This window comes from Rhizobium sp. UBA1881, assembly GCF_002338015.1.
GTDB lineage: Bacteria > Pseudomonadota > Alphaproteobacteria > Rhizobiales > Rhizobiaceae > Rhizobium.
This window is the reverse complement of the sequence record NZ_DDHH01000091.1, coordinates 1-26,013: the sequence shown is the minus strand read 5'-3', so window position 1 is coordinate 26,013 and position 26,013 is coordinate 1. Positions and strand designations below refer to the sequence as shown.

24 protein-coding genes and 2 pseudogenes are annotated in these 26,013 nt (G+C 62.7%); 15 read left to right on the top strand and 11 right to left on the bottom strand.

What is annotated here, in order from left to right:
- Nucleotides 1-101: 101 nt before the first annotated feature.
- A complete protein-coding gene (locus tag B3605_RS11085) occupies nucleotides 102-1,028 on the bottom strand; it encodes a LysR substrate-binding domain-containing protein (protein WP_112944946.1) in 927 nt (308 codons plus the stop codon).
- 107 nt (nucleotides 1,029-1,135) lie between these two features.
- On the opposite strand from B3605_RS11085, the gene B3605_RS11080 reads away from it, so the two are divergent.
- On the top strand, nucleotides 1,136-1,555 hold the full coding sequence (locus tag B3605_RS11080; protein ID WP_112944877.1) for a tautomerase family protein: 420 nt from the start codon (nucleotides 1,136-1,138) through the stop codon (nucleotides 1,553-1,555).
- Nucleotides 1,552-2,103: a DUF4865 family protein gene (locus B3605_RS11075; protein ID WP_112944876.1), complete on the top strand. Its 552-nt coding sequence runs from the start codon at nucleotides 1,552-1,554 to the stop codon at nucleotides 2,101-2,103. Before B3605_RS11080 ends, B3605_RS11075 begins: the two co-directional genes overlap by 4 nt.
- 396 nt (nucleotides 2,104-2,499) lie before the next feature.
- Here the strand turns inward: B3605_RS11075 and pyk are convergent, their stop codons facing one another.
- Both pyk and B3605_RS11060 read right to left on the bottom strand, forming a co-directional pair.
- Nucleotides 2,500-3,939 carry a pyruvate kinase gene (gene pyk, locus B3605_RS11065; protein WP_047509459.1) on the bottom strand — a complete coding sequence of 480 codons (1,440 nt, stop codon included), beginning with the start codon at nucleotides 3,937-3,939 and terminating at the stop codon, nucleotides 2,500-2,502.
- Entirely contained in the window at nucleotides 3,939-4,424 is a 486-nt protein-coding gene (locus B3605_RS11060; RefSeq protein ID WP_111563360.1) for a DUF1036 domain-containing protein, read from the bottom strand. Before B3605_RS11060 ends, pyk begins: the two co-directional genes overlap by 1 nt.
- 244 nt (nucleotides 4,425-4,668) lie before the next feature.
- Here B3605_RS11060 and B3605_RS11055 point away from each other — a divergent pair, with 244 nt between their 5' ends.
- From B3605_RS11055 to B3605_RS11045, 3 genes are all read left to right on the top strand, one after another.
- A complete protein-coding gene (locus B3605_RS11055) occupies nucleotides 4,669-5,457 on the top strand; it encodes an N-formylglutamate amidohydrolase (RefSeq protein ID WP_296433859.1) in 789 nt (262 codons plus the stop codon).
- A gap of 15 nt (nucleotides 5,458-5,472) precedes the next feature.
- Entirely contained in the window at nucleotides 5,473-5,778 is a 306-nt protein-coding gene (locus B3605_RS11050; protein WP_112944873.1) for a DUF1244 domain-containing protein, read from the top strand.
- Nucleotides 5,779-5,868: 90 nt separating this feature from the next.
- Nucleotides 5,869-6,132 carry a DUF2312 domain-containing protein gene (locus tag B3605_RS11045; protein ID WP_018899724.1) on the top strand — a complete coding sequence of 88 codons (264 nt, stop codon included), beginning with the start codon at nucleotides 5,869-5,871 and terminating at the stop codon, nucleotides 6,130-6,132.
- Between the two features lie 88 nt (nucleotides 6,133-6,220).
- Here the strand turns inward: B3605_RS11045 and B3605_RS11040 are convergent, their stop codons facing one another.
- Nucleotides 6,221-7,657 (bottom strand): NAD-dependent succinate-semialdehyde dehydrogenase, encoded by a 1,437-nt coding sequence (locus tag B3605_RS11040; protein WP_047509464.1) that lies wholly within the window; start codon nucleotides 7,655-7,657, stop codon nucleotides 6,221-6,223.
- Between the two features lie 262 nt (nucleotides 7,658-7,919).
- Between B3605_RS11040 and B3605_RS11035 the strand changes: the two genes are divergently transcribed.
- Entirely contained in the window at nucleotides 7,920-9,032 is a 1,113-nt protein-coding gene (locus B3605_RS11035; protein WP_112944872.1) for an NAD(P)/FAD-dependent oxidoreductase, read from the top strand.
- A 102-nt stretch (nucleotides 9,033-9,134) separates the two neighbouring features.
- On the top strand, nucleotides 9,135-9,329 hold the full coding sequence (locus tag B3605_RS11030) for a hypothetical protein (RefSeq protein WP_047509466.1): 195 nt from the start codon (nucleotides 9,135-9,137) through the stop codon (nucleotides 9,327-9,329).
- A gap of 15 nt (nucleotides 9,330-9,344) precedes the next feature.
- Here the strand turns inward: B3605_RS11030 and B3605_RS11025 are convergent, their stop codons facing one another.
- The 4 genes and pseudogenes from B3605_RS11025 to B3605_RS11015 form a co-directional block, all read right to left on the bottom strand.
- Nucleotides 9,345-10,112 carry a pyrroline-5-carboxylate reductase gene (locus tag B3605_RS11025; RefSeq protein WP_112944871.1) on the bottom strand — a complete coding sequence of 256 codons (768 nt, stop codon included), beginning with the start codon at nucleotides 10,110-10,112 and terminating at the stop codon, nucleotides 9,345-9,347.
- A 94-nt stretch (nucleotides 10,113-10,206) separates the two neighbouring features.
- Complete coding sequence (locus tag B3605_RS11020) at nucleotides 10,207-12,123, bottom strand: DUF882 domain-containing protein (protein ID WP_112944870.1); 1,917 nt, start codon at nucleotides 12,121-12,123, stop codon at nucleotides 10,207-10,209.
- A 180-nt stretch (nucleotides 12,124-12,303) separates the two neighbouring features.
- Nucleotides 12,304-12,516: pseudogene (locus tag B3605_RS25810) on the bottom strand (helix-turn-helix domain-containing protein); the annotation flags it as partial.
- 86 nt (nucleotides 12,517-12,602) lie between these two features.
- Nucleotides 12,603-13,857: pseudogene (locus B3605_RS11015) on the bottom strand (sigma-54-dependent transcriptional regulator); the annotation flags it as partial.
- Between the two features lie 209 nt (nucleotides 13,858-14,066).
- On the opposite strand from B3605_RS11015, the gene B3605_RS11010 reads away from it, so the two are divergent.
- From B3605_RS11010 to B3605_RS11000, 3 genes are all read left to right on the top strand, one after another.
- Nucleotides 14,067-15,920, top strand: a complete 1,854-nt coding sequence (locus B3605_RS11010; RefSeq protein ID WP_112944869.1) for a M3 family oligoendopeptidase — start codon at nucleotides 14,067-14,069, stop codon at nucleotides 15,918-15,920.
- Nucleotides 15,921-16,109: 189 nt separating this feature from the next.
- Nucleotides 16,110-17,282 (top strand): aminodeoxychorismate synthase component I, encoded by a 1,173-nt coding sequence (locus B3605_RS11005; RefSeq protein ID WP_112944868.1) that lies wholly within the window; start codon nucleotides 16,110-16,112, stop codon nucleotides 17,280-17,282.
- Between the two features lie 2 nt (nucleotides 17,283-17,284).
- The gene (locus B3605_RS11000) at nucleotides 17,285-17,911 is read left to right on the top strand and encodes an aminotransferase class IV family protein (RefSeq protein ID WP_112944867.1); all 627 of its coding nucleotides are present in this window, start codon (nucleotides 17,285-17,287) and stop codon (nucleotides 17,909-17,911) included.
- Here the strand turns inward: B3605_RS11000 and B3605_RS10995 are convergent.
- The 3 genes from B3605_RS10995 to B3605_RS10985 form a co-directional block, all read right to left on the bottom strand.
- Complete coding sequence (locus B3605_RS10995) at nucleotides 17,908-18,813, bottom strand: sensor domain-containing diguanylate cyclase (RefSeq protein ID WP_047509475.1); 906 nt, start codon at nucleotides 18,811-18,813, stop codon at nucleotides 17,908-17,910. The genes B3605_RS11000 and B3605_RS10995 overlap by 4 nt on opposite strands.
- A 164-nt stretch (nucleotides 18,814-18,977) precedes the next feature.
- Nucleotides 18,978-19,277 (bottom strand): type II toxin-antitoxin system RelE/ParE family toxin, encoded by a 300-nt coding sequence (locus tag B3605_RS10990; RefSeq protein WP_112944866.1) that lies wholly within the window; start codon nucleotides 19,275-19,277, stop codon nucleotides 18,978-18,980.
- The gene (locus tag B3605_RS10985; protein ID WP_112944865.1) at nucleotides 19,274-19,558 is read right to left on the bottom strand and encodes a CopG family ribbon-helix-helix protein; all 285 of its coding nucleotides are present in this window, start codon (nucleotides 19,556-19,558) and stop codon (nucleotides 19,274-19,276) included. The genes B3605_RS10990 and B3605_RS10985 overlap by 4 nt, the downstream gene beginning before the upstream one ends.
- Nucleotides 19,559-19,615: 57 nt before the next feature.
- On the opposite strand from B3605_RS10985, the gene B3605_RS10980 reads away from it, so the two are divergent.
- From B3605_RS10980 to hemH, 5 genes are all read left to right on the top strand, one after another.
- Nucleotides 19,616-20,488 (top strand): heme-dependent oxidative N-demethylase family protein, encoded by an 873-nt coding sequence (locus tag B3605_RS10980; protein ID WP_112944864.1) that lies wholly within the window; start codon nucleotides 19,616-19,618, stop codon nucleotides 20,486-20,488.
- A 137-nt stretch (nucleotides 20,489-20,625) separates the two neighbouring features.
- Nucleotides 20,626-22,077, top strand: coding sequence for a homospermidine synthase (locus tag B3605_RS10975; RefSeq protein WP_047509483.1), 1,452 nt, complete (start codon nucleotides 20,626-20,628; stop codon nucleotides 22,075-22,077).
- A 171-nt stretch (nucleotides 22,078-22,248) separates the two neighbouring features.
- Entirely contained in the window at nucleotides 22,249-22,617 is a 369-nt protein-coding gene (gene omp10, locus B3605_RS10970) for an outer membrane lipoprotein Omp10 (protein WP_026283239.1), read from the top strand.
- 213 nt (nucleotides 22,618-22,830) lie between these two features.
- On the top strand, nucleotides 22,831-24,747 hold the full coding sequence (locus B3605_RS10965; RefSeq protein ID WP_296433840.1) for a 5'-nucleotidase C-terminal domain-containing protein: 1,917 nt from the start codon (nucleotides 22,831-22,833) through the stop codon (nucleotides 24,745-24,747).
- A gap of 148 nt (nucleotides 24,748-24,895) precedes the next feature.
- Nucleotides 24,896-25,933 (top strand): ferrochelatase, encoded by a 1,038-nt coding sequence (gene hemH, locus B3605_RS10960; protein ID WP_113168417.1) that lies wholly within the window; start codon nucleotides 24,896-24,898, stop codon nucleotides 25,931-25,933.
- Nucleotides 25,934-26,013 lie beyond the last annotated feature (80 nt).

Sequence of the window (26,013 nt, the reverse complement as noted above, 5' to 3'; positions counted from 1 at the left end):
GGCCGGCAGGCCAGAGGGGGGTATCCCACCCGCTGAGCCTGCGATAATGCGCTGACCAACTCCGTCACCCGCACCGCACTGCAACCATCTTAACCACGCCCTTACCGCACCATCCGCACCCCACCACCAACCGGCCGCGCGACCTCGCCAAGCATATCGGAAACCGACTGCCGCACCAGCCCGGCCAGCCTCGCCACTGCCGGCGCGCTCTCCGCCTCCGCCCGGTGCAACACGAGGCCGAGCCCCTGCAATTCCGGCAGCGCCAATTCTTCCGCCATGAGCGGCCGCACCTTCGCGGGCAGGCCGACCGGCGTGCGCAGCGTGATGCCGAGCCCCGCCGCCGTCGCCGCCCACAAGCCGCCGAGGCTGGGGCTCACAAAGGCGAGCCGCCAGGAAATCCCCGCCGCATCCAGCGCCTTGGTCGCCGCGTTCCGCATCAGACAGGGCGCCTCGAGTGCCGCCAGCGGCAGCGGCTCTCCACTCGCGCGGTCCCACCCCGATGCCACGGCGGCCGAGCCGATCCAGCGCATCGGCACCTCGCCGATCCGGTCGCAATGCGGCGTCAGCGTCCCGTCGCTCCAGGCAAGCGCGAGGTCGAGCTTGCCCGATGTCACCCGCTCGATCAGCTCGACGTTGCGCACCACGCGCGCCTCGACCCGCACTTTCGGATGCGCCCGTGCGAAACGGCCGAGCACATCAGGCAGCAGCGTCTCGCCGAAATCCTCCTGCAGCCCAAGCCGCACCCAGCCCTCCAGCTCGACGCTGTGCACGGCCGCCGCCGCCTCGTCGTTCAGCTCCAGCAGCCGGCGGGCATAGCCGAGCATGGTCTCGCCGGCATCGGTCAGCGCCAAGCCGCGGCCGGATTTGCGGAAGATCGGCGTGCCCGCCTGCTCCTCCAGCTTCTTCAGTTGCGCGCTCACAGCCGAGGTCGAGCGCCCGAGCCGGTCGGCGGCGCGCGCGAAATTGCCGAGCTCCATGCCGGTGACGAAGGTTCTGAGAACGTCGAGGTCGAAGATCGTCCGGCGCATCTGATAGTCCATTTTTTCAGGATCAATGATCCATTATATTCTGATTTTCTGCATTATCGTGCCGTGCGATCCTCTCCCTGTCAACATCAGAGAAAAGGAGGCACAACATGCCCTTCACTCGTATCTCGCTTCTGAAAGGCAAGTCGCCGGATTACATCGCGGCCCTCTCCGAGAGCCTCCACCGCGCCATGGTGGAAACCTTCAACGTACCGCCGGCCGATCGCTTTCACATCATCCACCAGCACGATCGGGGCGAACTGATCTTCGACCGCAACTACCTCGCCGGCCCGCGCTCCGACGATTTCGTGCTGATCGCCATCACCGCCGGCAAGCCGCGCACGGCGGAAGCGCGCACCGCATTCTTCAAGCGCGCGGTCGAACTGCTCGGCCAGTCGCCGGGCCTGCGGCCTGAGGATGTGATGATCGTCGTCAACACCACGGCGCCGGACGAATGGTCCTTCGGCAATGGCGGGCAGCAGATGCTGGAGCCCGGCTGGGAAATTCGCGCGATGGAGACCGCGCCATGATCGCCATGCAATACGCTTTCACCCTGCCCGCCGATTACGACATGGCGATCATCGACCGCCGCATCCACGACAAGGGCCCGATAACCGACGGCTTCCCCAAGCTCGGCTTCAAGGCCTATCTCACGGCGCGCAAGGGCGAACTCGGCGCAACCGACAATCTCTATGCGCCCTTCTATCTCTGGCGGCATCCTGATGGCGCGCGCGACTTCCTCTGCGGCCCCGGCTTCGAGGCCGTCAACCAATCCTTCGGCCGGCCGCAGGTAGCGACGTGGATTGTGTGGCATGGCGATGTGGCGCCGGATGCGACGAAGGCGCGCTTCGCGACACGTGAGATATTGCCGCTGGGCACTGAGGTGTCGCTCGCATCCGTTCGCGAGAGCGAAACCGACCGCGCCCGTGCTGTGTTGGACGAGACGGGCGTGCTCGCCTCCGTCGCGGCCTTCGATCCTTCAAGCTGGACGATGGTGCGCTTTGCGCTACACGCGGACACACCCGCTGTTTCGCCGTCGACACGGGTCTATCGTGTCGGCCACGTGTCGCTGTCCTGACAGATTATCGCGGAAGAGGGCCTTCGAAAGCGGCAGGTACTGGACTGGATTGCTGATCGAGAGGTCGGTGGGCGCGTTACCCCCCTCTGCCCTGCCGGGCATCTCCCCCACAGGTGGGGAGATTGGCTGGGCGCTGCCGCTCGCTCCAACATCAACGTTTGGATGGGGCGCAAGCCACGAGTCGATCTCCCCCCTTGTGGGGGAGATGTCCGGCAGGACAGAGGGGGTTATCCCGCCCACCAAGCCCGCCATGATGCTCGAACCACAGTCCCCAACATCATCCTCTCCGCGAGCCCACCCTCGCGATCAACCAAGACCGCACCACCAACCCAACAACAAAAAAACCCGCCACCTCATCGAGGCAGCGGGTCCCAATTCAATCAAACCAAATCCGGATCAAAACCCGCTCTGGCCGTCCGAACCGATATAGGCGATGCGCAGCATGTTCGTCGCACCCGGTGTCCCGAGCGGCACGCCGGCCGAGATGATGATGCGGTCGCCGGGCTTGCCGAAGCCTTCGTCGGCGACGATGCGGCAGGCGCGGTTGACCATGTCGTCGAGGTCGGTCGCGTCATGGGTGACCACACAGTGCAGCCCCCAGACAATGGCGAGGCGACGCGCGGTCTGGATAACCGGCGACAGCGCCAGGATCGGCACCTGCGGACGCTCGCGCGAGGCGCGCAGGCCCGTCGTGCCCGACGAGGTGTAGCAGACGATGGCCGACAGGCGCAGCGTTTCGGCGATCTGGCGGGCAGCCAGCGAAATCGCGTCGGCGCCGGTGGCTTCCGCCTGGGCGCGCTGCGCGTAGATGATGCCAGGATAGTGCGGCTCGCGCTCGATGGTGCTCGCGATCGACGCCATCGTCGAGACGGCTTCAACCGGATAATCGCCGGAAGCGGATTCAGCCGAGAGCATGACGGCGTCGGCGCCTTCGAAAACGGCGGTCGCAACGTCGGAGACTTCGGCGCGGGTCGGGACCGGCGCCGAGATCATCGATTCCAGCATCTGCGTGGCGACGACGACAGGCTTGCCCGAACGACGGCAGGCACGGATCAGCTGCTTCTGGATGCCGGGAACGGATTCGAGCGGCATTTCGACGCCGAGGTCGCCACGGGCAACCATGAGTGCGTCGGAGAGCTCGATGATCTCTTCGATCCGCTCGATCGCCTGCGGCTTTTCGATCTTCGCCATCAGGCCGACGCGGCCGCGGGCGATCTTGCGCACTTCGACCAGATCTTCCGGACGCTGCACGAAGGAGAGCGCCACCCAGTCGACGTCATCAGTTGCGAGAACCGCATCGAGGTCGGCGCGGTCCTTGTCGGTCAGGACGCCGGCGGTGAGGATCGTGTCGGGAAGGCTGACGCCCTTGCGGTCGGAAATCCGGGTGCCGGAGATGACGGTCGTGACGATGCTCTTGCCGTCGCACTTTTCAGCGCGCAGCGCCAGCTTGCCGTCGTCGATCAGCAGGCGGTCGCCCGGCTTAACGGCTTCGAGAATTTCAGGATGCGGCAGGAACACGCGGTTCTTGTCGCCGGGGGTGTCGTTGTTGTCGAGCGTGAACGTGTCGCCCGGCTTCAGGTCGACCTTGACATCGGCGAACTTGCCGACGCGCAGCTTCGGACCCTGAAGGTCGGCGAGAATGCCGATCGGGCGGCCGCTGCGTGCTTCGACGGCGCGGATGCGCTGGATCAGCGTGCGCATCGTGTCATGGCTCGCATGGCTCATGTTGATGCGGAAAACGTCGGCACCGGCCTGGTGCAGCTTCTCGATCATCGCTTCTTCGGACGAGGCGGGTCCGAGCGTTGCGAGGATTTTTACTTTGCGGTTACGCTTCATCAGTTCGGACTTTCCTGGGTGCCTGGGGTATCGGAAAGTTGAACCATCCAGCTGCCCTGGCGGCCCGTGTCATATTCCTTGAACCCCATCTTCTGATAGCCACGGGCGTAGCAATCATTGACGCCCGTGATCTTGAATTCGTTCTCCGCCACGCACATCTGCACGTCGCCCGTCCATCGTCCTCCCCGGGCGGCGTCTTCGGCGTAGAGGTAGTAGTAGCGAGACTGAAGCTCTCCCTCGATCAATGTCGCGCAGGTCGTTGCCGGGACCTGCCACCAGCCTTCGGTCATCCAGCCGTCCTTGGCCCGATATCCGATCGCCACGCCGACTAGATTCTGCGTACCGTTGCAGACGCGGAAATCAGCGCGCGCCACATCGGCAATAAAGAACGGCGAGAACGCCGCGAGAACAAAAAGAGCAAAACGGGCAAGCGGCCCGGAACGCGTAAGGAAACATGGCGCGGTCTGGATCAACACGACTTCCAATTGGCTCCCGGTTATTCGTTGTCGTGCCTTCTTGCGCTGCCTCCCGGCGAAAGTCAACGCAATGCTAATCGATTATATTTCTGACATCAAACAAGAGGCGCACTCGCTGCTGCATGGATCGCGCGGAGATTGCCGGGCTGGCACTAAGTGTTTGCCAGGTGTTTGATTACGGTGCGCGCTTGAACCCTTCCCCTGCCCGTGCGATCAGAGACACGCTTGCAAACATTCAACGGCATTGTCCTCGATGAACGACTTCCAATCCTTCGAAATTCTAGGTGGACATCATGACAGGGGTATGGTGCTCCTGGGTGACCATGCAATGAACCGCCTGCCGGAACGCTATGGCAGCCTGGGCCTGCCCGAGAGCGCCTTCGCCCGCCACATCGCCTATGACATCGGCATCGAGGGGCTGACGCGGGCGCTGTCTGAAAAGCTTGGTGTGCCCGCGGTGCTCGGCGGCTTCTCCCGCCTGCTGATCGACCCGAACCGGGGCGAGGACGACCCGACGCTGATCATGAAGATCTCCGACGGCGCCATCATTCCGGGCAATCACCCGATCACCCAGGAAGAGTGGAACGACCGCATCGCCAATTTCCACCGCCCCTATCACAATGCCGTCAGCGAGACGATTGCGAAGGTCGCGGCCGCCACCGGCAAGGCCCCTCTGGTGCTCTCGCTTCACTCTTTCACGCCCGCCTGGAAAAACGTGCCGCGCCCATGGCACGCCGCCGTCTTGTGGGACAGCGACCACCGCGCTGTCGCCCCGCTTCTTGACTTGCTGCGCGCCGATCCCGATCTGGTGATCGGCGACAACGAGCCCTATGATGGCGCGCTGAAGGGTGACACCATGTACCAGCATTGCATGGTCACGGGCATCCCGCATGCGCTGCTGGAGGTCCGCCAGGACCTGATCGGCGACACGGCAGGCCTCGCCGCCTGGGCCGACCGGCTGGCGCCGATCTTCGCGACCATGAACGCCGACCCGGCGCTGCATCGCTATGAGGTGCACGCCTCGCGCACCGGCCCATACTGAGAAGAGGAGAGCGACATGACCACGCTCAGCAAGGAACAACAGACCGAATTCGAAGCCGCCGCTTTCCGCCGCCTCGTCGCGCATCTGCGTGAACGCACCGACGTGCAGAACATCGACATGATGAATCTGGCCGGCTTCTGCCGCAACTGCCTGTCCAACTGGTACAAGGACGCGGCCGATGCCGATGGCGTCGAATTGACGAAAGACGAGGCCCGCGAGATCGTCTACGGCATGCCCTTCGACGAGTGGAAAAGCCGCTACCAGACCGAAGCGACGCCCCAACAAAAAGCCGCATTCGAAAGCAACAACCCGCACAAATGAGCCCCGGCTCTGTCGAATAGGCTTGACCCCGGCTGATCTTCACGGCAGTCAACGCCATCCGAATTTTTATCCCCCTAGCAGGAGAACACGATGTCTGATGCCCACGGCGTTGCCCGCGACCAGCTTCGCGCTTTCATCGAGCGCATTGAACGGTTGGAAGAAGAAAAGAAGACCATCGCCGACGATATCAAGGACGTCTACGGTGAAGCCAAGGGAACCGGCTTCGACACCAAGATCCTGAAAAAGGTCATTGCGCTGCGCAAGAAGGATGAGCAGGAGCGTCTCGAGGAAGAAGCGATCCTCGACACCTATCTGGCCGCCCTCGGCATGATCGAAGGTCCGGCAGAAGCCTGATCCTTCGTTACGATCAATACGATCGAACCAAACAAGAAAGCCGCCGGGTCGCCCCGGCGGCTTTCTTTTTGTCTCTCTGTCCCGGCGATCAGCCGAGCTGTGTGACGTAGCGAACGTCGAGATAGGCGTTGATCGCTTCCGAGCCGCCTTCGGTGCCATAGCCCGAATCCTTGATGCCGCCGAACGGCACTTCCGGCAGGGCAAGGCCGTTGTGGTTGATCGACAGCATGCCGGCTTCGACGCGACGGCCAAGTGCCTGCGCGGTGGCGCTGGAGCTGGTGAAGGCGAAGGAGGCCAGGCCGAACGGCAGGCGGTTCGCCTCGGTGATCGCATCATCGAGCGTCGAGAAGCGGTTGATGATGGCGAGCGGGCCGAAGGGCTCCTCGTTCATCACGCGCGCCGAAAGCGGCACGTTGGCAAGAACCGTCGGCTCGAAGAAGTTGCCGGTGTTACCGATGCGGCGGCCGCCGGTCTTCAGTTCAGCGCCCTTCGAGACGGCGTCGTTGATCAGCTCTTCGAGAGCCGGGATGCGGCGCTCGTTGGCGAGCGGGCCCATCTCGACGCCTGCGTCGAGGCCATTGCCGACCTTGACCGCCTGGGCGGCCTTGACGAAGCCATCCGTGAACTGGTCCATCACGCCGTCCTGCACCAGGAAGCGCGTCGGCGCGACGCAGACCTGACCGGCATTGCGGAACTTCGAGCCGGCCATGATCGACACGGCCTGATCGACATTGGCGTCATCGAACACCATGACCGGGGCGTGACCGCCAAGCTCCATCGTCGCCCTCTTCATGTGCAGGCCGGCCAGCGCCGCCAGCTGCTTGCCGACGGGCGTCGAGCCCGTGAACGAAATCTTGCGGATGACGGGGTGCGAAATCAGATATTCGGAGATCTCGGCCGGAATGCCGTAGACGAGGTTGACGACACCATTGGGAATGCCGGCATCGGCGAAGACGCGGATCAGCTCGGCCGGCGATGCCGGGGTTTCCTCGGGCGCCTTGACGATGATCGAGCAGCCGGCGGCGATAGCGGCCGAAAGCTTGCGCACCACCTGGTTGATCGGGAAGTTCCACGGCGTAAACGCCGCGACCGGGCCGACCGGCGACTTGATCGCCAGCTGCGTGACATTCGGCGCACGCGACGGAATGACCTGACCATAGGTGCGGCGCGCCTCTTCGGCGAACCAGTCGATCACGTCGGCGGCGCCGGCGATTTCAACGAGCGACTGCGCCAGCGGCTTGCCCTGCTCGCGCGTCATCATCCAGGCGATGGTTTCCTTGCGCTCGCGCAGCAGGTCCGCGGCGCGGCGCATCATCTTCGAGCGGTCGAAGGGCGAGGTATCGCGCCAGACGCGGAAGCCCTTGTCGGCTGCGGCGAGTGCTGCGTCGAGATCCTCGCGGGAGGCATGCGGAATGGTGCCGATGGTCTCACCCGTGGCCGGGTCGGTGACGGGCAGCGTCTTGCCGGAGGCGGCATTCTTCCATTCGCCGTCAATGAACAGCTTCACATCGGGATAGGTCTGCATGATTATTCCTTGTCGTCTTCATCAAATCAATTTGTCGGACAGCGAACGGCGAGCCGGGGGCGCGCTCCGCACATGCCTCATATAGGCCGAACGGATGCTGTTTCTCAGAGCATGCGACGTTATAAACCGAAATGGGCCTGTGTCTCCCCCCAATCGGTCATGCCACTTATGCCAAAAGCTCTACGCCAAAAGCTCTACGATTGCAGGACTTTGATCGCCCCGCCGATTGCGGTAGTGATCGGGAGATCGCAGGAGGATTGGAATGGATGAGGTCGGCTGCATCATCGCCGGTGCCGGCGTAATCGGGCTGGCGATCGCGCGCGAAGCGGCGATGCGCGGTCTGGAGACGCTCGTCATCGAGGCCAACCCGATGATCGGCATGGAGACCAGCTCCCGCAATTCAGAAGTCATCCACGCCGGCATCTATTACCCACCGGGATCGCTGAAGGCACGACTCTGTATTGAAGGCCGCGGGCGGCTCTATCGCTACGCCGAAGACCGGCGAATCCCTCACGCCCGCTGCGGCAAGTTCATCGTCGCGACCAGCCACGCGCAGGTCGAAAAGCTCGAAGCCATCCGCATCAAGGCGGCCGAATGCGGCGTCGATGATCTGGTGCTGATCTCCGGCGAGGAAGCGATGGCCCGCGAACCGGCGCTGAGCTGCGTCGCCGCCCTCGTCTCGCCCTCGACCGGCATCGTCGACAGCCACGCGCTGATGCTCGCCTTGCGCGGGGATGCCGAGGAGCACGGCGCCTTCATCGCCCTCAACACCGAGATCGTGTCAGGCGAGGCCGCCGACAACCGCTTCGTCCTGCGCACCCGAGACCGGTCAAGCGGCGAAGAATACGACGTGGCCTCGCGCCATTTCATTAACGCCGCCGGCCTGCACGCCAACGATCTTGCCCGCCTCGTTTCGGGCTTCGACCACGGAACGGTGCCGAAGCTCCACCTCGCCAAGGGCAACTACTTCGCCGCCCCGACGCGCAACGTCTTCTCGCGGCTGATCTACCCGGTACCGGAGGATGGCGGCCTCGGTGTACACCTGACCATGGACCTCGGCGGCTCCATCCGCTTCGGGCCCGATGTCGAGTGGATCGACGCGATCGACTACGAGGTCGATCCCACGCGCTGCGAGCGGTTCTACGACGAGATCCGCCGCTACTGGCCCGGCCTGCCCGACAACTGCCTGCAACCGGCCTATAGCGGCATCCGCCCCAAACTCTCGGGCCCCGGCCAGCCCGCCGCCGACTTCGCCATTCACGGCCCTTCCGTCCACGGCGTCAGCGGCATGGTGCATCTCTACGGCATCGAGAGCCCGGGGCTCACCTCGTCGCTTGCAATCGCCGAACACGTCATGTCCGAGATCGCCGGCTGAAAGGTGGCGCACAGCCTCCGTCTCCAACCTTCGGATAGTGGTTTCACCGCGCAATTCGCGGTAGATTGTACAATCAGAGGAGCAACTTGCGGAGCGCATTCCGTGAAAACGATTACCGACAAGGAACTCGCCGAGCGCCTACGCCAAGCGCTTACGATTCTCGACAACAGCATGCCCTCAAGCAAACGCGCGCTCAACATCTACGAGATGGTGATCCGGGTGCTCGATACCGGCGCGCGCGTGCTCGAGGACGAGCAGTTTCGCACGACCGCCAACGACAATCCCGGCAAGCCCTGAACCGGGCGTGACGCCCTACCCCTTGATCCGCGCCAGCACGCGATCGAGCGCCGCGATCAATGCGCCGCTGCCGCCCTTGTGGTCGAAATCCTCGAACACCTGCTCGTTCAAGCCGCCCTTGGTGGAGAACTCCTGCTTGAGTTGATCAAGCGGCGTCTCGCCATGCTTGACCGCCTGCTGCGCGAGGCTGAGGAACAGCGGCGCCAGATAAGCCCGCGCCTTGTCCGCAGGCATCCCCTGATCGGCGAGCCAGCCGGTCGTGCGATCGAGAATGCCGAAATAGGTGGCCATTAGCGCGCTTGCGGCCGCCAGCAGATCATACTCCGCACGCGTCTCGCAGGCGACGGCACTGCCCAGCGCCGAGAAGATCGCGGCGACCGTCTCACTCTCAGGATAGATCGCCGTCACCCCGGCGCGCTCGGCAACGAAGGGCAACGGAATGGCCTGGGTGATCGTAACAGGCGCATCGATCCAGTCGTCGAGCTTAGCCCGGTCCGTCGCCGCGACAACGCTGACGACGCACTGCCCGGCACGAAACCGCAAGCCCTTGATCACCTCCTCGGCGACCTGCGGCCGGATGGCCAGGAACAGGATATCGGCGGCATCGACCACGGCCTGGTTGTCGGCGCCGATCTCGACGAGCGGCGACGATGCCGCAAGGCGCGCCGCGATCTCGCCGTTGCGGGGCGAGACGGTGATCCGCGACAGATCAAGCGACGAGCCGAGCATCCCCTTGACCATGGCCTCGGTGATCGTCCCCGTGCCCACGAACCCAATCTTCATCACCGCTCTCCCTTCGAAGTCGCGCATCCCGCGCCACCAACAAAAAACCGCCGGATCGCTCCGACGGTTCTGATTGTCTGACCTGGAAGACGGCTCAGTTCGATTCGAACTTGCGCACTTCCATGAAGTTGACCGCCGTGCCGCTGAAGCGACCCGTGTCGATCGACGCCGTCTTGGTGAAGCCCTCGGCATATACGGCCTTCGGCTGCGCGCGCAGCGTCTGGCTGACGAAACGCGGTGCCTTGACCGGCTTGGTCACCATTTCCATGCGCGCATTGCTGAGCGCCCACTGCGAGATGATCTTCTGCGTCAGCTTCGGCTCGGTGGTCACAGTCGCGCGGCTGGCATCGGCCTCGGCGGCTTCATGCTTGGTCGGGCGACCACCCTTCGAGGGCAGGCTCTGAGCCGCACTCGGCTCGATCGCCGGCTTCGGCACATCGAAGGCATCGCCGAAGCTTGCTGACTTGGTCGCGGGCGCAAGCGCTGCCAGCTGAACCGGCGGCTTTTCAGCCGGAACCTTTTGCGGCATCGCTGCGTTTATAGCCTGTTCGACGCTCGATACCGGCGGCTGGTTGGCTACAAGCTGGCCGCTATTGGCATTGTTCTGCTGGTTGAGAGCATCGGCAACAGCTGGAGAAAGCGTACCCTGCTGATCTGCCTCATCGACACCGGCTTCCGGATCGGCATTCGCCGCCGCCAGAAGCTTTTCTGCCAGAGCCGGACGCTCAGCCGGCGTCGGCACGGCCGCGAGATTCCCCGTCATCGCGGCAGCCGGATCGGCTGAAGCGACTTCCGCGTCTCCCGGAGAACGACGTGCGCCGAGGAGCGAAGGCACCGGAACGCTATACGCGCTGAGATCCGCATAGCCCTGCTGGCCCTGATCGGTCACAGCGGCAAGAGCATCCTGCGCGGCATTACCCGATTGCGGAGCGACAAGGGCGCTGGCCACTTCGCTGCCGCCAGGCTGATTTGCGAACGCCGGCCGCACCTGCGGGATCGGCGCGTTGACGCTTGCGACTTCAGTCTGCTGCGAAGCTTCCGCCTGAGCCGGGGCACCCTGGCTCGGATCAGCCGCGTTCGGCATATCGGCGGCCTTTGGCGGCGTTGCCTTGGCAACGGCGACTGCTGGCGTGCTGTCGTCGGAGTTATCCTCTTCCTCATCCGCGCCACCGCCAAACAGGGCTGCAAACAAGGTCTTCGGCTTCTTGCGCTCTTCGCTGGCCGAGCCGGTATAGGCGCCGGAGCTTGCCATCTGCACCGAGCTGTCGCTCACGCGACGCTTGTAATCGGCGACCGCCTGCTCATAACCCGGCAGCGGCTTGCCGTCGGCCGGGATGTGCATCGTGTTGCCGTTCGGGAAGAGACGGACGAGTTCGTCGCGGTTCATGCGCGGCCATGCGCGAACGCCGCCAACATCCATGTGCACGAAGGGCGAACCGGATTTCGGATAGAAACCAACGCCGCCGACCTGCATTTTCATGCCGATCGCGCGCAAAGTCGCCAGTTTCACGTCAGGAATGAAGAAATCCATCGCCTTGCCGAGCATGTGCTGGCTCTTCTCGGCGACGCCGGAATTGCGCGAGCGGCTCTTCAGCATGGCGTTGGTGCCCGGCGAACGGAAACCGCAGACGACGTTGATGTAATCCTTGGAACCGCTCTGGCGGTAGACTTCCCAGATCAGGTCGAAGAGACGCGGGTCCATCTTCGTCGGCTGGTTCTTGCGCCAGTCGCGAAGAAAGCGGTTCAGCTGCTCGAGACCCTTAGGGTCGAACCTGCCGTTGCGCTTATAGGTGATGACAGCCTTTTCACCCGTGTGAATGAAGTAAAGCTTGAGACTACGCGTTTCGCCCGCCGCTTCAGACGGCGTACTGGAGCCGACGAGCACAGGGGACGAAACTGCAACTGCGAGAAGGGCGGCCATAGCCGTCCTTGTCACCTTTCCGCAAAGGTCTGCGCACCTGTTGCGCCATGTCGGGCGCGAAGGCTTCGTATTCCAATTCAGATCCGGCAAACTCAATCCCCGTCAGACAGCCGATGGTCCCTCAATCTGACCCTTGACTGTGAAATGCGGTCACACGATGGCAAAAATGCCACACATGATCAACCTTTTCTTTACATAGTGAACAGGCCACTAACAAGTGGTTTATGATTGGTAACAAAAGATGATTGCCGGAATCTTAACTGAAACACCCTATGCAGCGTCCTTTTGCGGGTTATCCGGGTCGATCCCGTAGTCCTTCAACTTTCTGTAAAGCGTCGAGCGACCGATGCCCAGCTTGCGCGCGACCTGGCTCATCTGGCCACGATAGAACTTGAGCGCGAATCGGATCAGCTCTTCTTCGACATCGGCAAGCTTGCGCACGTCTCCGGACGGGTTGGTGCTAGAAATCGCGTTGTCGGGCGCATCGTTGATCCGCGCCGCAACGTTATCCGCCACCGTCTGCGAGACACCGAACTCGGCAGCGGCGATCTCGCCGAGGCGAACATTGCTGCTGTTGTCGGCAACCAATGCCAGGTGATCGACCACGTCATATTCCGGAAGCTGCGCCGCGATCTGCGGGAAGTCGGCTTCCGTCAGCTCCGGGCCATCGGCCAGAACCACGGCGCGGAAGATCGCGTTCTCGAGCTGCCGGATATTGCCCGGCCAGTCGTAAGCGGTGAGCAGGGCCAGCGCGCCGGCATTGACCGTCATGCGGTTGCCGTTCTTCTGCTCGCTCGAGAAGCGCTCCGTGAACACCCGCACCAGATGCGGAATGTCTTCCTTGCGCTTGCGCAGCGCCGGGATGGTGATGGGGAACACGTTGAGGCGGTAGTAGAGATCTTCACGGAAGTGACCGTTCTTAACCTCTTCGATCAGATCCTTGTTGGTCGCCGAGATCAGGCGAACGTTGACCTTGTGCGCGGTGCGCGCGCCAACAGTCTCGATCTCACCCTGCTGCACGGCGCGCAACAGCTTCACCTGCACGTCGAGCGGCAGGTCGCCGATCTCGTCGAGGAAGATGGTGCCGCCATCGGCTTCCATGAACTTGCCGACATGCCGCTCCGTGGCGCCGGTAAAGGCCCCCTTCTCGTGGCCGAAGAGGATGCTCTCGACCAGATTATGCGGAATGGCGCCACAGTTGACGGTGACGAACGGCTTGCCGGAACGGTCGCTGCCGGACTGGATGGCGCGAGCCACCAGCTCCTTGCCGACGCCGGATTCACCTTCGAGCACGACGGGAATGTTGGACTGCGCGGCACGCTGGGCGAGATCCAGCACGCGGATCATCGCCGGGCTTGCCGACACGATATCGTCGAAACCGACGGCACCCGAGCGCGAACGCCGTCCGGCGCGTGCCTTGACCTCGCGTTGATCGAGCTTCAGCGCATTGGAGATCGAATTGGAAATCCGCTCCGGCGAGACGGGCTTGACGACGAAATCGAAGGCGCCGGCGCGCATCGCCTGCACCACGGTCTCGATCCCGCCCTGCCCGGTCTGGACGATCACGGGAATCTGCGTACCGAAGGCATGGATCGCCTCGAGAAATTCGAGGCCCGTCATCTCGGGCATCATCAGGTCGAGAACGATGACGTTGTAGAGGCCACCGGCCCTCTTCACCATCTCAAGACCGATCCGGCCATTCTCTGCCTGGTGGACGACGTGTCCGTGACGCTCGATGGCGTTCTTCAGCAGTCTGCGCTGTACTGGATCGTCTTCGACGACAAGTATCTGCGCTGCACCCTTGTGCTCGTTGTAACCGGTCATTGCTGCCTCACTTCATGCGAAACCTTGAATGGCAATGTCGCAGAAAGGCTTGAACATCCAGTTTTGAGAAATAATCGCATTTTAACGTTTGTGACGAAGGCGGATTCGCCTCGAAACGACGCTCCTGCGCGACGAAAAGCCCCTTGATGCCAAGGCTTTGGGCGCTTAGACAGTCAGACCTGTCGTAAAATAGGAAGAGGATCCCGCTTATGAAAAACCCGCTCTTCGGCGCCGAATACAACTTTTCGGTAAGCAATGCCGGTTCCGCGAAGGCGATCGAACTCGGCGACCTCCCGACCTGGAAGCTTCAGGACCTCTATCCTTCCGCCACCTCCGACGCCTTCAAGGCTGACATGGCGAAGGCCGAAAAGGATTCTCTTGCCTTCGAAGCCAAGTGGAAGGGCAAGCTCTCGGACGCCGCGACGAAGAAGGGCGCAGACGGCATCGGCCAGGCGCTGAAGGAATACGAAGCGCTCGACGACATCATCGGCCGCCTCGGCTCGTTCGCCGGCCTCACCTATTTCTCCGACACGTCGAGCCCGGCCAACGGCAAGCTCTACGGCGACGTGCAGGCGAAGATCACCGATTTCTCCGGCCACCTGCTCTTCTTCACGCTCGAGCTCAACCGCATCGACGACGCCGTGATCGACGCCTGCATGGCAAACGACTCCGATGCCGGCCACTACCGCCCCTGGCTGGTCGACCTGCGCAAGGACAAGCCCTACCAGCTCGACGACAAGCTTGAGCAGCTCTTCCTTGAGAAGTCGATGACCTCGGCCGCCGCCTTCAATCGCCTGTTCGACGAGACCATGGCCGAGCTGCGCTTCGAGGTGGATGGCGAGATGCTGTCGATCGAGGTGACGCTGAACATGCTGCAGGACCGCGACCCCGAAGTGCGCCGCAAGGGCGCCATGGCGCTCGCCAAGACCTTCAAGGACAATCTGCGCATCTTCACGCTGATCACCAACACGCTCGCCAAGGACAAGGATATTTCCGACCGCTGGCGCGGCTTCGAGGACATCGCCGATTCAAGACACCTCGCCAACCGCGTCGAGCGCGAGGTGGTCGATGCGCTGGCCGCCGCCGTCCGCGACGCCTATCCGCGTCTGTCGCACCGCTATTACACGATGAAGGCGAAGTGGCTCGGAATGGATCAGATGGAGTTCTGGGACCGCAACGCGCCGCTTCCGGAAACCTCCAACGCCGTCATTTCATGGACCGAGGCCAAGGACACGGTGCTATCCGCCTACGGCAATTTCGCTCCAGAGATGGCCGCGATCGCCAAGCGCTTCTTCGACGAGGAGTGGATCGACGCCCCGGTCCGCCCCGGCAAGGCGCCGGGCGCCTTCGCGCACCCGACCGTTCCCTCCGCCCACCCCTATGTGCTCGTCAACTATCTCGGCAAGCCGCGCGACGTGATGACGCTCGCCCATGAACTCGGCCACGGCGTGCATCAGGTGCTGGCCGGCGGCCAGGGCGCGCTGATGTGCCAGACGCCGCTGACGCTGGCCGAAACCGCCTCCGTCTTCGGCGAAATGCTGACCTTCCGCGCCCTTCTCGACAAGACCAAGGACAAGCGCGAGCGCAAGGCGATGCTCGCCCAGAAGGTCGAGGACATGATCAACACGGTCGTGCGCCAGATCGCCTTCTACGAATTCGAGCGCAAGGTTCACACCGCACGCAAGGAAGGCGAGCTGACGGCCGAGCAGATCGGCGAGCTATGGCTGTCCGTCCAGGCCGAAAGCCTTGGCCCGGCGATCAAGATCTCCGAGGGCTACGAGACCTACTGGACCTACATCCCCCACTTCATCCACTCGCCCTTCTACGTCTACGCCTACGCCTTCGGCGACTGCCTGGTAAACTCGCTCTACGCCGTCTACCAGAAGGCCGATCAGGGTTTCCAGGACAAGTATTTCGAACTCCTGAAGGCGGGAGGCACCAAGCACCACTCCGAACTCCTCAAGCCCTTCGGCCTCGACGCCACCGATCCGTCGTTCTGGAGCAAGGGTTTGTCGATGATCGAGGGGCTGATCGACGAGCTGGAAGCGCTAGATAAGGGCTGAGGTGGGTTTCCCTTCTCCCCGACGGGGAGAAGGTGCCGGCAGGCGGATGAGGGGGCCACACGGCACACCCTCTCCTTCGCCCAGGCTCAGGAGGTCGCTACGCTCCGCCCCCTCATCTGCCCTACGGGCATCTTCTCCCCACCGGGGAGAAGAGAGCCTCGCGACCATCGCCGATCCGACTGAACCAAGATGACAGATAGACCGCCCCACATCCTCTTCCGAGACGACACATCCGGCCAGGTCATGCTCTTCGCCGACCCGACCGAGATCATCCTCGCGCACACTCGCGCCGAGGTCTTTACCTGCCTCGTCCGCATGGAGGAGGCCAGAAAGTCGGGCAAGTGGCTCGCCGGCTACATCGCCTACGAAGCCGGCCACCTCTTCGAGGACAAGCTCGCCGGTTTCGCCATCGAAAATCGCAAGACCCCGCTGCTGTGTTTCGGCATCTTCGACCACCCGCAACCGGACGACCACCCGCTCGCCCAACCAACACAGCGCCTCGAAAACGAAGAGTTCCTGACGGCCCCGAAAGCCGCATGGGACTTCGCGACCTACAAGAACCGCTTCGACCGCCTCCACCACCACCTCATGCAGGGCGATTGCTACCAGGCCAATCTCACCATGCCGATTACGGCCCGCTGGTCCGGCGATGTCAGCGCCGCCTTCTGGTCGCTAATCGAACGACAGCCGGTGAAATACGGCGCACTGGTCGATCTCGGCGGCCCGGTCATCCTGTCGCGCTCGCCCGAACTCTTCTTCCGCACCGACGAGGAAGGCTGGATCGAGACGCATCCGATGAAGGGCACCGCAAGGCGCGGCGGCACACCCGCCGAGGACGAGGCGATCAAGCAAGCCATGCTCGCCGACATCAAGACGCAGGCCGAAAACCGCATGATCGTCGACCTCCTGCGCAACGACATCTCGCGCATCACTGAGGTCGGCACGCTCGACGTCCCAAAACTCTTCGACATCGAGACCTATCCGACGGTGCACCAGATGGTGAGCCACGTGCAGGCGAAGCTCCTGCCCAACCTCGAAATCCGCGACATCCTCGCCGCCCTCTTCCCCTGCGGCTCGATCACCGGCGCCCCGAAGATCAGCGCGATGACCATCCTGCACGAGCTGGAAGACGGCCCGCGCGACGTCTATTGCGGCGCGATCGGCATGATCGCACCCTCGGGCGCCATGCGCTTCTCCGTCGCCATCCGCACGCTCACCCTTTTTGACGACGGCCGCGCCGTCTTCAATGTCGGCGGCGGTATCGTCATCGATTCCACCGCTGAAGCCGAATACGAGGAATGCCTCCTGAAGGCCCGCTTCGCGATCGGCGACCAGCCGATCGCAGGAACCGGGAGCGTCTGACCGTGGCCGATTTCTCGCTGATCGAAACCCTGCGCTATGAGCCGGAAATCGGCTTCATCCGCCTGCGCCTGCATCTCGCCCGCCTCACCCGCTCCGCCCGCCGCATCGGCTTTCCCCAGCCGGCGGGCGCGCTCGAAAGACTGCAGCAAGCGGTCGCCGACGCGACCACGCCCCAGCGCGTCCGGCTGACCTTCGGTGAGAACGCGAATATCGAGGTCACCACGGTACCCTTCACGCCGCTAGCGCCCGACACCACCTGGACCATCCGCATTGCCGATCAACGTCTCGATTCCGCCGACAAGCTGCTCCGCATCAAGACCACGCGCCGGACGGTCTACGAGGCCGCGCGCGCCGAATACACCAGTGATGAAGCCGACGAAGTGCTGATGCTGAACGAGCGCGACGAGGCCTGCGAGGGCACGATCACCTCGATCTTCCTCGACGATGGCTCGGACATGCTGCGCACGCCGCCGATCTCCTGCGGCCTGCTCGCGGGCGTGCTGCGCACCGAACTCATCTGCCAGCGCAAGGCCCGCGTCGGCCGCATCACGCGCGATGATCTGAAGACCGGAAAACTCTATGTCGGCAACTCCCTGCGCGGGCTGATCCCGGCAAGGCTCATTGACTAGGCCACGATCCGCAACCGATCCCGCCCGCCCTGCTTGGCATGATAGAGCGCCTCGTCGGCCCGCGCGTAGAGTTCGCGCGCCGTATCGCCCGGGTGCAGTTCCGCAAGCCCGGCCGAGCAGGTGTAGGAGAAACTCGGCGCATTCTGGATCGGCCGGGCGCCGCGCACCGTGGTCAAGATCCGCTCGATGATCAGCTCACCTTGCGCCAGGGTCGTATCCGGCAGGATGAGCATGAACTCCTCGCCGCCGATCCGCCCGAAACTGTCGCGCCGGCGCACGAGGGGATGCACCCGCCGGGCGAAATCGACCAGCACGTCGTCGCCCGTCTGATGCCCGTAGAGATCGTTGATGCGCTTGAAGAAATCGAGGTCGATGATGCAGATGCAGCCGCCCACGGGCCGCGGCGCGGCATGCCCGTTGGCAAGACTGTCGAGCGCCGCCATCATGAAGCGGCGGTTGGAGACGCTGGTGAGCTCGTCCGTCTGCGATGCCTTCAGCGCGAAGTCGCGATCCTGCCTGACATCCCGCTCGCTGGCCTTCAGATGCGTGATGTCGCTGGCGATGCAGAGCATCCAGCCGTCCTTCTGAACGGTCTCCGTCATCCACAGCCAGCGCCCATCGACCACATCCGTCTCGAAGGCGCGAAACGGCAGCTTACCGCGCCGCGATTGCGCCGAGACCAGCCATGTCTCGAAATCGGATGTCCGGATGATCGTGCCCTTGCCGCTGCGCGTATTGCGCCGCATCAGGTCCGCCCATAGCGGGCATTCCTCGGGATCCAAGGCAAAGGTCGTGCGAAAGGCCGGGTTTGCATAGCGCAGACGATCGTCTTGATCATAAAGCGCGATCAGGACGGAACTGTCCTCCTGCAATTCCGCAAGCCGCTCCGATATCTGGTTCATCCGATGGTTCCGGGGCGTGGATATAAGATGATTCGCAGTTTGACGCATAAATCTGAAAAGAAGATGGATGGTTTCGGCGCAATTGCACTATTTGGTTGTTCCGGAATGCGACGCCTTGGTTCACGAGGGCGATAGCCGGGCGGGAGGTTTTGGCAGGGTGAAGCTCACACGTCTCGACTGAGATCGGTACGCGGTGCCCGCCGCCGACCGTCAAATACCTCGACAATTTCGATATCTCCGTCGCGTATCAAGTAGATGAGCGAATAGACGGAATTCGACACAATCAGCCTGCGGGCTTCCTCGCGATGGGTTCTCAGGCCAAGATGCGGGCGTTCACCCAACAGTTTGGCGGCATTGATGAGCCGTGCCGAAACAGCCCGAGCCGCAGCCGGGTTGAATTGCGCGATATAGCGCCGGATCGCCATCAGATCGTCTCTAGCAAGCGACGACCAGACGACGCTCATCGGCGTTTCTTGCGGATGTCGATTTCAGGGGGCGGAAGCTCGTGATCGGTTCCCCAGGATTCGAGCCACTTCGTCATCGCGTCGTTCGAAATAAACTCGCCACTGTCGGCCGCCAAAATGGCCTCATCGATCGCGGCGGCCTGTTCGTCTTGGCGCGCAAGGTAGTCAGCAAGTGCTTCATGAGCGAGCGTGGACGTGTCGCGCTTTGTCACCTGAGCGAGTTTGTCCAACCTCTGCATGAGAGGGTCAGACACACGAAATGAAACAACTTTGCCAGCCATAGCCCGGCCTCTCGTCACCTATTGCCAGCAGGCTAGCAAATCGGCACTTTGCTGACAATGACGCCACCGACCTACACTCCCTATGATGGCTCGGCCAAGCCTTTCACCATCGGCCTGATGCCGCTCGATCCCGACCGTTGGATCGAGCCCGATGCCGATTGGGCTCGCTATGTCGGCGAAAAGCGTGCGCTGGTCGAGAGCAGTCGCGACGACGTCTTCGTCGCTGAGACCGACACATTGGATGCACAGCAGGAAGCGCTCGACCTGCTGCGGCAACATCTGCGCGAACGCCACCCCAACCTCTGTGCCGACTTGCCAGACACTGGCAGCGATCTCCCGCCGCTGCTCAGCGCCGGCCTGATGATCCAGGACGATCTCGTCGTCATGCGCCGCAAGCAGGATGGCTGGCATCTCGTGGCCGGTTTCGTCGCCTTCCCCTCCTCGTGGTCGTTGCGCGAAAAATTCGGCCGGCCGATGCACGGGATCCATGCGGATGTGCCGGGCTTCGGCGAAGGCACGCGCAATGCCACCCTCATCCACCGCATCTTCGACAATCTTCAGGTTTCTCAGCCGGTCGAGCGGCTGAACTGGTCGGTCAACACCTCGAGCGCCCTCTTCCTGCCGCTCTCCAAGCACCGCCGCCCGCCGCAGGCAGAACCCTTTACGCTGGCCGATCGCTTCGCCCGTGTCGAGCGCCAGACGCTGCGCAAGCTGCCTCGGTCTGGCGATATCCTCTTCACGATCCGCGTCTACGTCGATCCGATCTCCGCTATTGCCCATCACCCGCAGGCGCAAAGCCTGGCGCTAAGCTTCGCCGCCCAGCTCGAAAGCCTCGACGAGCACCAGGCGGCCTACAAGGGACTGAGTCTGCAGAAGCGCGAACTGGCGGCGAAATTGCACGCGTTTGCAAGCAATGACCGCTTCACCTGATATTTACATTCCCGGCCGGAACGCTCTTTATTGTGACGTGATTTTGTGATTAGAGCCGGTCACCTAGCGGTATTTGAACGATTTCAAATGAATTCTTAGAGGCTTCTCGCCTTCGTCGCCTTCCACAGGAGAAAAGAATGACGGAACAGAACCACCCGGTATATGCCGAAATTACCGGCCCGATCGTCATGATCGGCTTTGGCTCCATCGGCCGCGGCACGCTGCCCCTGATCGAGCGCCACTTCAAGTTCGACAAGAGCCGGATGGTCGTCATCGACCCGCGTGAAGAGCCCTCCGACATGGAGATCCTCAAGCAGCACGGCGTCCGTCACATCAAGGAATATGTGACGAAGGACAACTACAAGGAGCTGCTGAAGCCGCTTCTGACCGAAGGCGAAGGCCAGGGCTTCTGCGTCAACCTCTCGGTCGACACCGGCTCGCTCGACCTGATGAAGCTCTGCCGCAAGCTCGACGTTCTCTACATCGACACCGTCGTCGAGCCGTGGCTCGGCTTCTACTTCGACAAGTCCATGAAGAACGCCGACCGCACCAACTATGCGCTGCGCGAAACCGTTCGCAAGGAAAAGGCAAAGAACCCTGGTGGCGCCACCGCCGTTTCCACCTGCGGCGCAAACCCGGGCATGGTTTCCTGGTTCGTCAAGCAGGCGCTGGTCAACCTCGCAAACGACACCGGCCTGAAGTTCGACGAGCCGGATCAGCATGACCGCGAAGGCTGGGCCAAGCTGATGAAGAAGCTCGGCGTCAAGGGCGTCCACATCGCAGAGCGCGACACGCAGCTCACCAAGAACCCGAAGCCGCTCAACGTCTTCTGGAACACCTGGTCCGTCGAAGGCTTCATTTCCGAAGGTCTGCAGCCGGCTGAACTCGGCTGGGGCACCCACGAAAACTGGATGCCGAAGAACGCCAAGAAACACAAGAAGGGCTGCCAGGCGGCCATCTACCTCGAGCAGCCGGGCGCTAACACCCGCGTTCGCACCTGGTGCCCGACGCCTGGCCCGCAGTACGGCTTCCTCGTCACCCATAACGAGTCCATCTCGATCGCCGATTACTTCACGGTGCGCGACAAGGACGGCGAAGTGACCTTCCGCCCGACCTGCCACTACGCCTATCATCCCGCAAACGACGCTGTTCTGTCGTTGCATGAGATGTTCGGCAACGGCGGCACCGCGCAGCCGGTTCACCACGTTCTCGACGAGCATGAACTCGTAGACGGCGTCGACGAACTTGGCGTGCTGCTCTACGGCCACGAGAAAAACGCCTACTGGTTCGGCTCGCGCCTGTCGCTCGAAGAAACCCGCCGCATCGCGCCTTACCAGAACGCCACCGGCCTGCAGGTCACCTCGGCGGTTCTGGCCGGCATGGTCTACGCGCTTGAAAACCCGAAGGCCGGCATCGTCGAAGCCGACGAGATCGACTACAAGCGCTGCCTCGAAGTACAGCTGCCCTACCTCGGCCCGGTCGAAGGTCACTACACCGACTGGACCCCGCTCGATGGCCGCCCGGGCCTCTTCCCCGAGGACATCGACACCAAGGATCCTTGGCAGTTCAAGAACATCCTCGTTCGCTGATAGAAACGAGACCGAGATCACCAGATGCCCGCCGCAAGGCGGGCATTTTTGTAACGCCTGCTGTATAAATGCCCTGACGCGCGCAAGAAGCCTTGCCTTCCCGGAACGCTCGCGCCATGTGTTCGTTAACCAAGCGTTATGTTTTTCGGTCTGAACTTCCGGGAGAATCTTATGAGACTCAAAACCCTCCTCGTGATCGCGAGTGCTTCGGCGGCCCTTTCGGCCTGCGTTCCGCAGTCCCCGCGTCCGATGCCCGTTGCCGCCGCCCCGGCGCAGACCGGCGTGGAAGGCTCATGGTCGGATCCGAACGGCATCATCTCCACCTTCCAGGCCGGCACGTTCACGACGCGCACGACCGACACCAACCAGATGCTGGCCTCCGGCACCTACATCAACACGTCGCCGACGCTTGTCGAGATCAACATGACCTCGCTGGTGCGCAAGACGCAATCCAAGGTCAACTGCGCGCTGGTCACCCAGAGCCAGCTCAACTGCACCTCCGACAGCGGCTCGCAGTTCAGCCTCAACCGCCACATGTAAATCGCCTCATATGGTCGATCGGAAAAGCTCCCCTCGCGGGAGCTTTTTTTGTTTACCGCTCTTGGAATGCACCCGCGCTGTCACAGGTTTTTCTCTTGCGGCCACTAAGGGTTGATGGAAACATCGACCGTGTAGGGACGGCGAGGCTTGGGGGACTGGTATCCGGCAAACCGGATCAGGTTCGAGCGCCGCCGATAAAACCAGGAGAACAGGATGACGAAATCGTTTCAATTCGGTCTGCTGACCGCGTCCGTATTGGCGCTGTCGAGCAGCGCCGCCTTTGCCGATTACCAGCTCAATATTTTGCACATCAACGATTTCCATTCGCGCATCGAGGCGATCAACAAGTTCGATTCCACCTGCTCGGCCGAGGAGGAGAGCAAGAAGGAATGCTTCGGCGGCGCCGCCCGCCTGAAGACCGCGATCGACCAGCGCCGCGCGGCATTGGCCGGCCAGAACGTGCTGACGCTGAACGCCGGCGACAATTTCCAGGGTTCGCTCTTCTACTCGACATACAAGGGCACCGCCGAACTGGAGATGGTCAACGCCATCAAGTTCGACGCCATGACGCTCGGCAACCATGAATTCGACGACGGCGAAAAGGCGCTGGCGCCGTTCATGGACAAGGTCGCCTTCCCGGTCACCGCCGCCAATGTCGAAATCTCCGACGCCTCGACGATCAAGAAGAAGCCGGAACCCTCGGTCGTGCTCGATATCGGCGGCCAGAAGATCGGCATCATCGGCGTCGTCACCACCGAGACCCCGGAGCTCGCCTCCCCCGGCCCCAACGTCAAGTTCACCGACGATGTCGCCGCGATCACCAAGGAAGCCGCCAAGCTCAAGGCCCAAGGCGTCAACAAGATCATCGCGCTCACCCATGTCGGCTATACCAGGGACCTCTCCGATATCGCCAAGATCCCCGATGTCGATGTCGTCGTCGGCGGCCACTCGCACACGCTTCTGTCGAACACCGATCCGAAGGCCGAGGGCCCCTATCCGACCATGGTCGATAATCCCGGTGGCTATAAGGTCCCCGTCGTCACCGCCGCCTCCTACAGCAAGTATCTCGGCGATGTCGTGATCACCTTCGACGACAACGGCGTCGTCAAGGAAGCCAAGGGCGACCCGATCCTGATCGACAGCTCATTCACGCCCGACCCCGAAATCGCCGCCCGCATCACCGAGCTCGCCAAGCCGATCGAGGACCTGCGCAAGAAGGTCATCGGCTCCTCCGAGGGCCCGATCGAAGGCGACCGAAAGGTCTGCCGCGTCGAGGAATGCTCGATGGGCAACCTCGTCGCCGACGCCATGCTCGATCGCGGCAAGAGCCAGGGCATGCAGATCGCCATCCAGAACGGCGGTGGCCTGCGCTCGTCGATCGACGGCGGCGATGTCACCCAGGGCGAAGTCATCACCGTGCTCCCCTTCCAGAACACACTCGCCACCTTCCAGCTCTCCGGCGCCGATATCCGCGCGGCGCTGGAAAACGGCCTCGGCAAGATCGAGGAAGGCGCCGGCCGCTTCCCGCAGGTGGCGGGTATGAAGTACAGCTTCGACAAGTCGAAGCCGCCAGGCAGCCGCGTCGTCTCGGTCGAGGTCAAGGACGGCGACGCCTTCGTGGCCCTCGACGACGCCAAGACCTACGGCGTGGTCACCAACAACTACATGCGATCAGGCGGCGACGGCTATTCGATCTTCGCCACCGCAGGCAAGAACGCCTATGACTTCGGCCCCGACCTCGCCGACGTCACCGCCGATTTCCTCGCCGCCCACTCGCCCTACAAGCCCTACACGGACGGACGCGTGACCGAGGTCGCCTCTTCGGCCGCGGCACCGGGACCGACGGCATCCGAGACGACCATACCGGCCGCCCCCTCGGCACCGGCCACGCCGGACGCAACGCCTGCTCCCACCGCCCCGGCGGCAACGACACCGTCAACGGAAGCCCCTGCGGCGCTCGCCCCGAACACGCCGACCACCCACGTCATCGCATCGGGCGACACGCTGCGGGATCTCGCCAAGCAGTTCTATGGCGACGGCACGCTCTGGAAGAAGATCTCCGAGGCCAACGGCAAGCCGACGCCCCGCCATCTGACTGTTGGCAAGGAGCTGCAGATCCCGTCCAAGTAAGCCTTGCGGCTGGACGGAATAAAGTATGACGATTTGTCCCAATGATGTGAGCCGGTCCGGGGTTTCCCGGGCCGGCTTTTGTTCCTATAGGGTGAACCATTCGATCTCGCCCGCGTATGAGCGGCTGAGCAGCAGAACTGAGGTTTGAATGACGACCGTTGATACCACGCACCATCCGTCGGCACACCCGAAGGTGAACTATGGCAAGGTGGGCGTCCTGCTCGTCAATCTCGGCACGCCTGATGGCACCGACTACACCTCGATGCGCCGTTATCTCAAGGAGTTCCTCACCGACAAGCGCGTCATCGAATGGTCGCCCTGGAAGTGGTACCCAATCCTCTTCGGCATCGTCCTCAACACCCGCCCGGGAAAAGTCGGCAAGGCTTACGAGCTGATCTGGAACAAGGAGAAGGACGAGAGCTATCTGCGCACCTACACCCGCAGCCAGTCCGAGTTGATGGCCGAACGGTTGAAGGATTTGGAGAACGTCAAGGTCGACTGGGCCATGCGCTACGGCACCCCCTCGATCGCCTCGCGCATTCAGGCGCTGAAGGACGACGGCTGCGACAGGATCGTGCTTTTCCCGCTCTATCCGCAATATGCAGCCGCCACCACCGCGACCGTCAACGACAAGGCCTTCCAGCACCTGTTGAAGATGCGCTGGCAGCCGGCGCTGCGCACCGTGCCCGATTATCACGACGACGACACCTATATCGAGGCGCTGGCCAATTCGATCACGAAGCATCTGTCGACGCTCGACTGGCAACCGGAAAAGATCATCGCCTCCTTCCACGGCATCCCCATGTCCTACTTCAAGAAGGGCGACCCCTATTACTGCCAGTGCCAGAAGACCGGCCGCCTGCTGCGCGAAAAACTCGGTCTCTCCAAGGACCAGTTCATGGTCACCTTCCAGTCCCGCTTCGGCCCGGAAGAATGGCTGCAGCCCTATACCGACAAGACGGTGGAGCAGCTCGCCAAGGACGGCGTGAAAAAGATCGCCGTGCTGAACCCAGGCTTTGTCTCCGACTGTCTGGAGACGCTGGAAGAAATCGCCGAGCAGGCGGCGCATTCGTTCCACGAGAATGGCGGCGAGAAGTTCGCGCATATTCCGTGTCTGAACGACAGCGATGATGGGATGGCGGTGCTGGAGAAGGTGGTGCGGCGGGAATTGTTGGGGTGGGTTTGAGGGTAGCGGCTACGAGGCTGTAGGCGTTCTGCCGTGTAGCCCGTTAGCCGCTGCGGCCAGCGTTACCCCCCTCTGCCCTG

Excerpts from the sequence above, each read along its gene's own strand:
- B3605_RS11085 (WP_112944946.1), bottom strand. The coding sequence starts at position 1,028 with ATGCGCCGGACGATCTTCGACCTCGACGTTCTCAGAACCTTCGTCACC.
- B3605_RS11080 (WP_112944877.1), top strand. The coding sequence starts at position 1,136 with ATGCCCTTCACTCGTATCTCGCTTCTGAAAGGCAAGTCGCCGGATTAC.
- B3605_RS11075 (WP_112944876.1), top strand. The coding sequence starts at position 1,552 with ATGATCGCCATGCAATACGCTTTCACCCTGCCCGCCGATTACGACATG.
- pyk (WP_047509459.1), bottom strand. The coding sequence starts at position 3,939 with ATGAAGCGTAACCGCAAAGTAAAAATCCTCGCAACGCTCGGACCCGCC.
- B3605_RS11055 (WP_296433859.1), top strand. The coding sequence starts at position 4,669 with ATGAACGACTTCCAATCCTTCGAAATTCTAGGTGGACATCATGACAGG.
- B3605_RS11050 (WP_112944873.1), top strand. The coding sequence starts at position 5,473 with ATGACCACGCTCAGCAAGGAACAACAGACCGAATTCGAAGCCGCCGCT.
- B3605_RS11045 (WP_018899724.1), top strand. The coding sequence starts at position 5,869 with ATGTCTGATGCCCACGGCGTTGCCCGCGACCAGCTTCGCGCTTTCATC.
- B3605_RS11040 (WP_047509464.1), bottom strand. The coding sequence starts at position 7,657 with ATGCAGACCTATCCCGATGTGAAGCTGTTCATTGACGGCGAATGGAAG.
- B3605_RS11035 (WP_112944872.1), top strand. The coding sequence starts at position 7,920 with ATGGATGAGGTCGGCTGCATCATCGCCGGTGCCGGCGTAATCGGGCTG.
- B3605_RS11025 (WP_112944871.1), bottom strand. The coding sequence starts at position 10,112 with ATGAAGATTGGGTTCGTGGGCACGGGGACGATCACCGAGGCCATGGTC.
- B3605_RS11010 (WP_112944869.1), top strand. The coding sequence starts at position 14,067 with ATGAAAAACCCGCTCTTCGGCGCCGAATACAACTTTTCGGTAAGCAAT.
- B3605_RS11005 (WP_112944868.1), top strand. The coding sequence starts at position 16,110 with ATGACAGATAGACCGCCCCACATCCTCTTCCGAGACGACACATCCGGC.
- B3605_RS10995 (WP_047509475.1), bottom strand. The coding sequence starts at position 18,813 with ATGAACCAGATATCGGAGCGGCTTGCGGAATTGCAGGAGGACAGTTCC.
- B3605_RS10990 (WP_112944866.1), bottom strand. The coding sequence starts at position 19,277 with ATGAGCGTCGTCTGGTCGTCGCTTGCTAGAGACGATCTGATGGCGATC.
- B3605_RS10985 (WP_112944865.1), bottom strand. The coding sequence starts at position 19,558 with ATGGCTGGCAAAGTTGTTTCATTTCGTGTGTCTGACCCTCTCATGCAG.
- B3605_RS10980 (WP_112944864.1), top strand. The coding sequence starts at position 19,616 with ATGACGCCACCGACCTACACTCCCTATGATGGCTCGGCCAAGCCTTTC.
- B3605_RS10975 (WP_047509483.1), top strand. The coding sequence starts at position 20,626 with ATGACGGAACAGAACCACCCGGTATATGCCGAAATTACCGGCCCGATC.
- omp10 (WP_026283239.1), top strand. The coding sequence starts at position 22,249 with ATGAGACTCAAAACCCTCCTCGTGATCGCGAGTGCTTCGGCGGCCCTT.
- B3605_RS10965 (WP_296433840.1), top strand. The coding sequence starts at position 22,831 with ATGACGAAATCGTTTCAATTCGGTCTGCTGACCGCGTCCGTATTGGCG.
- hemH (WP_113168417.1), top strand. The coding sequence starts at position 24,896 with ATGACGACCGTTGATACCACGCACCATCCGTCGGCACACCCGAAGGTG.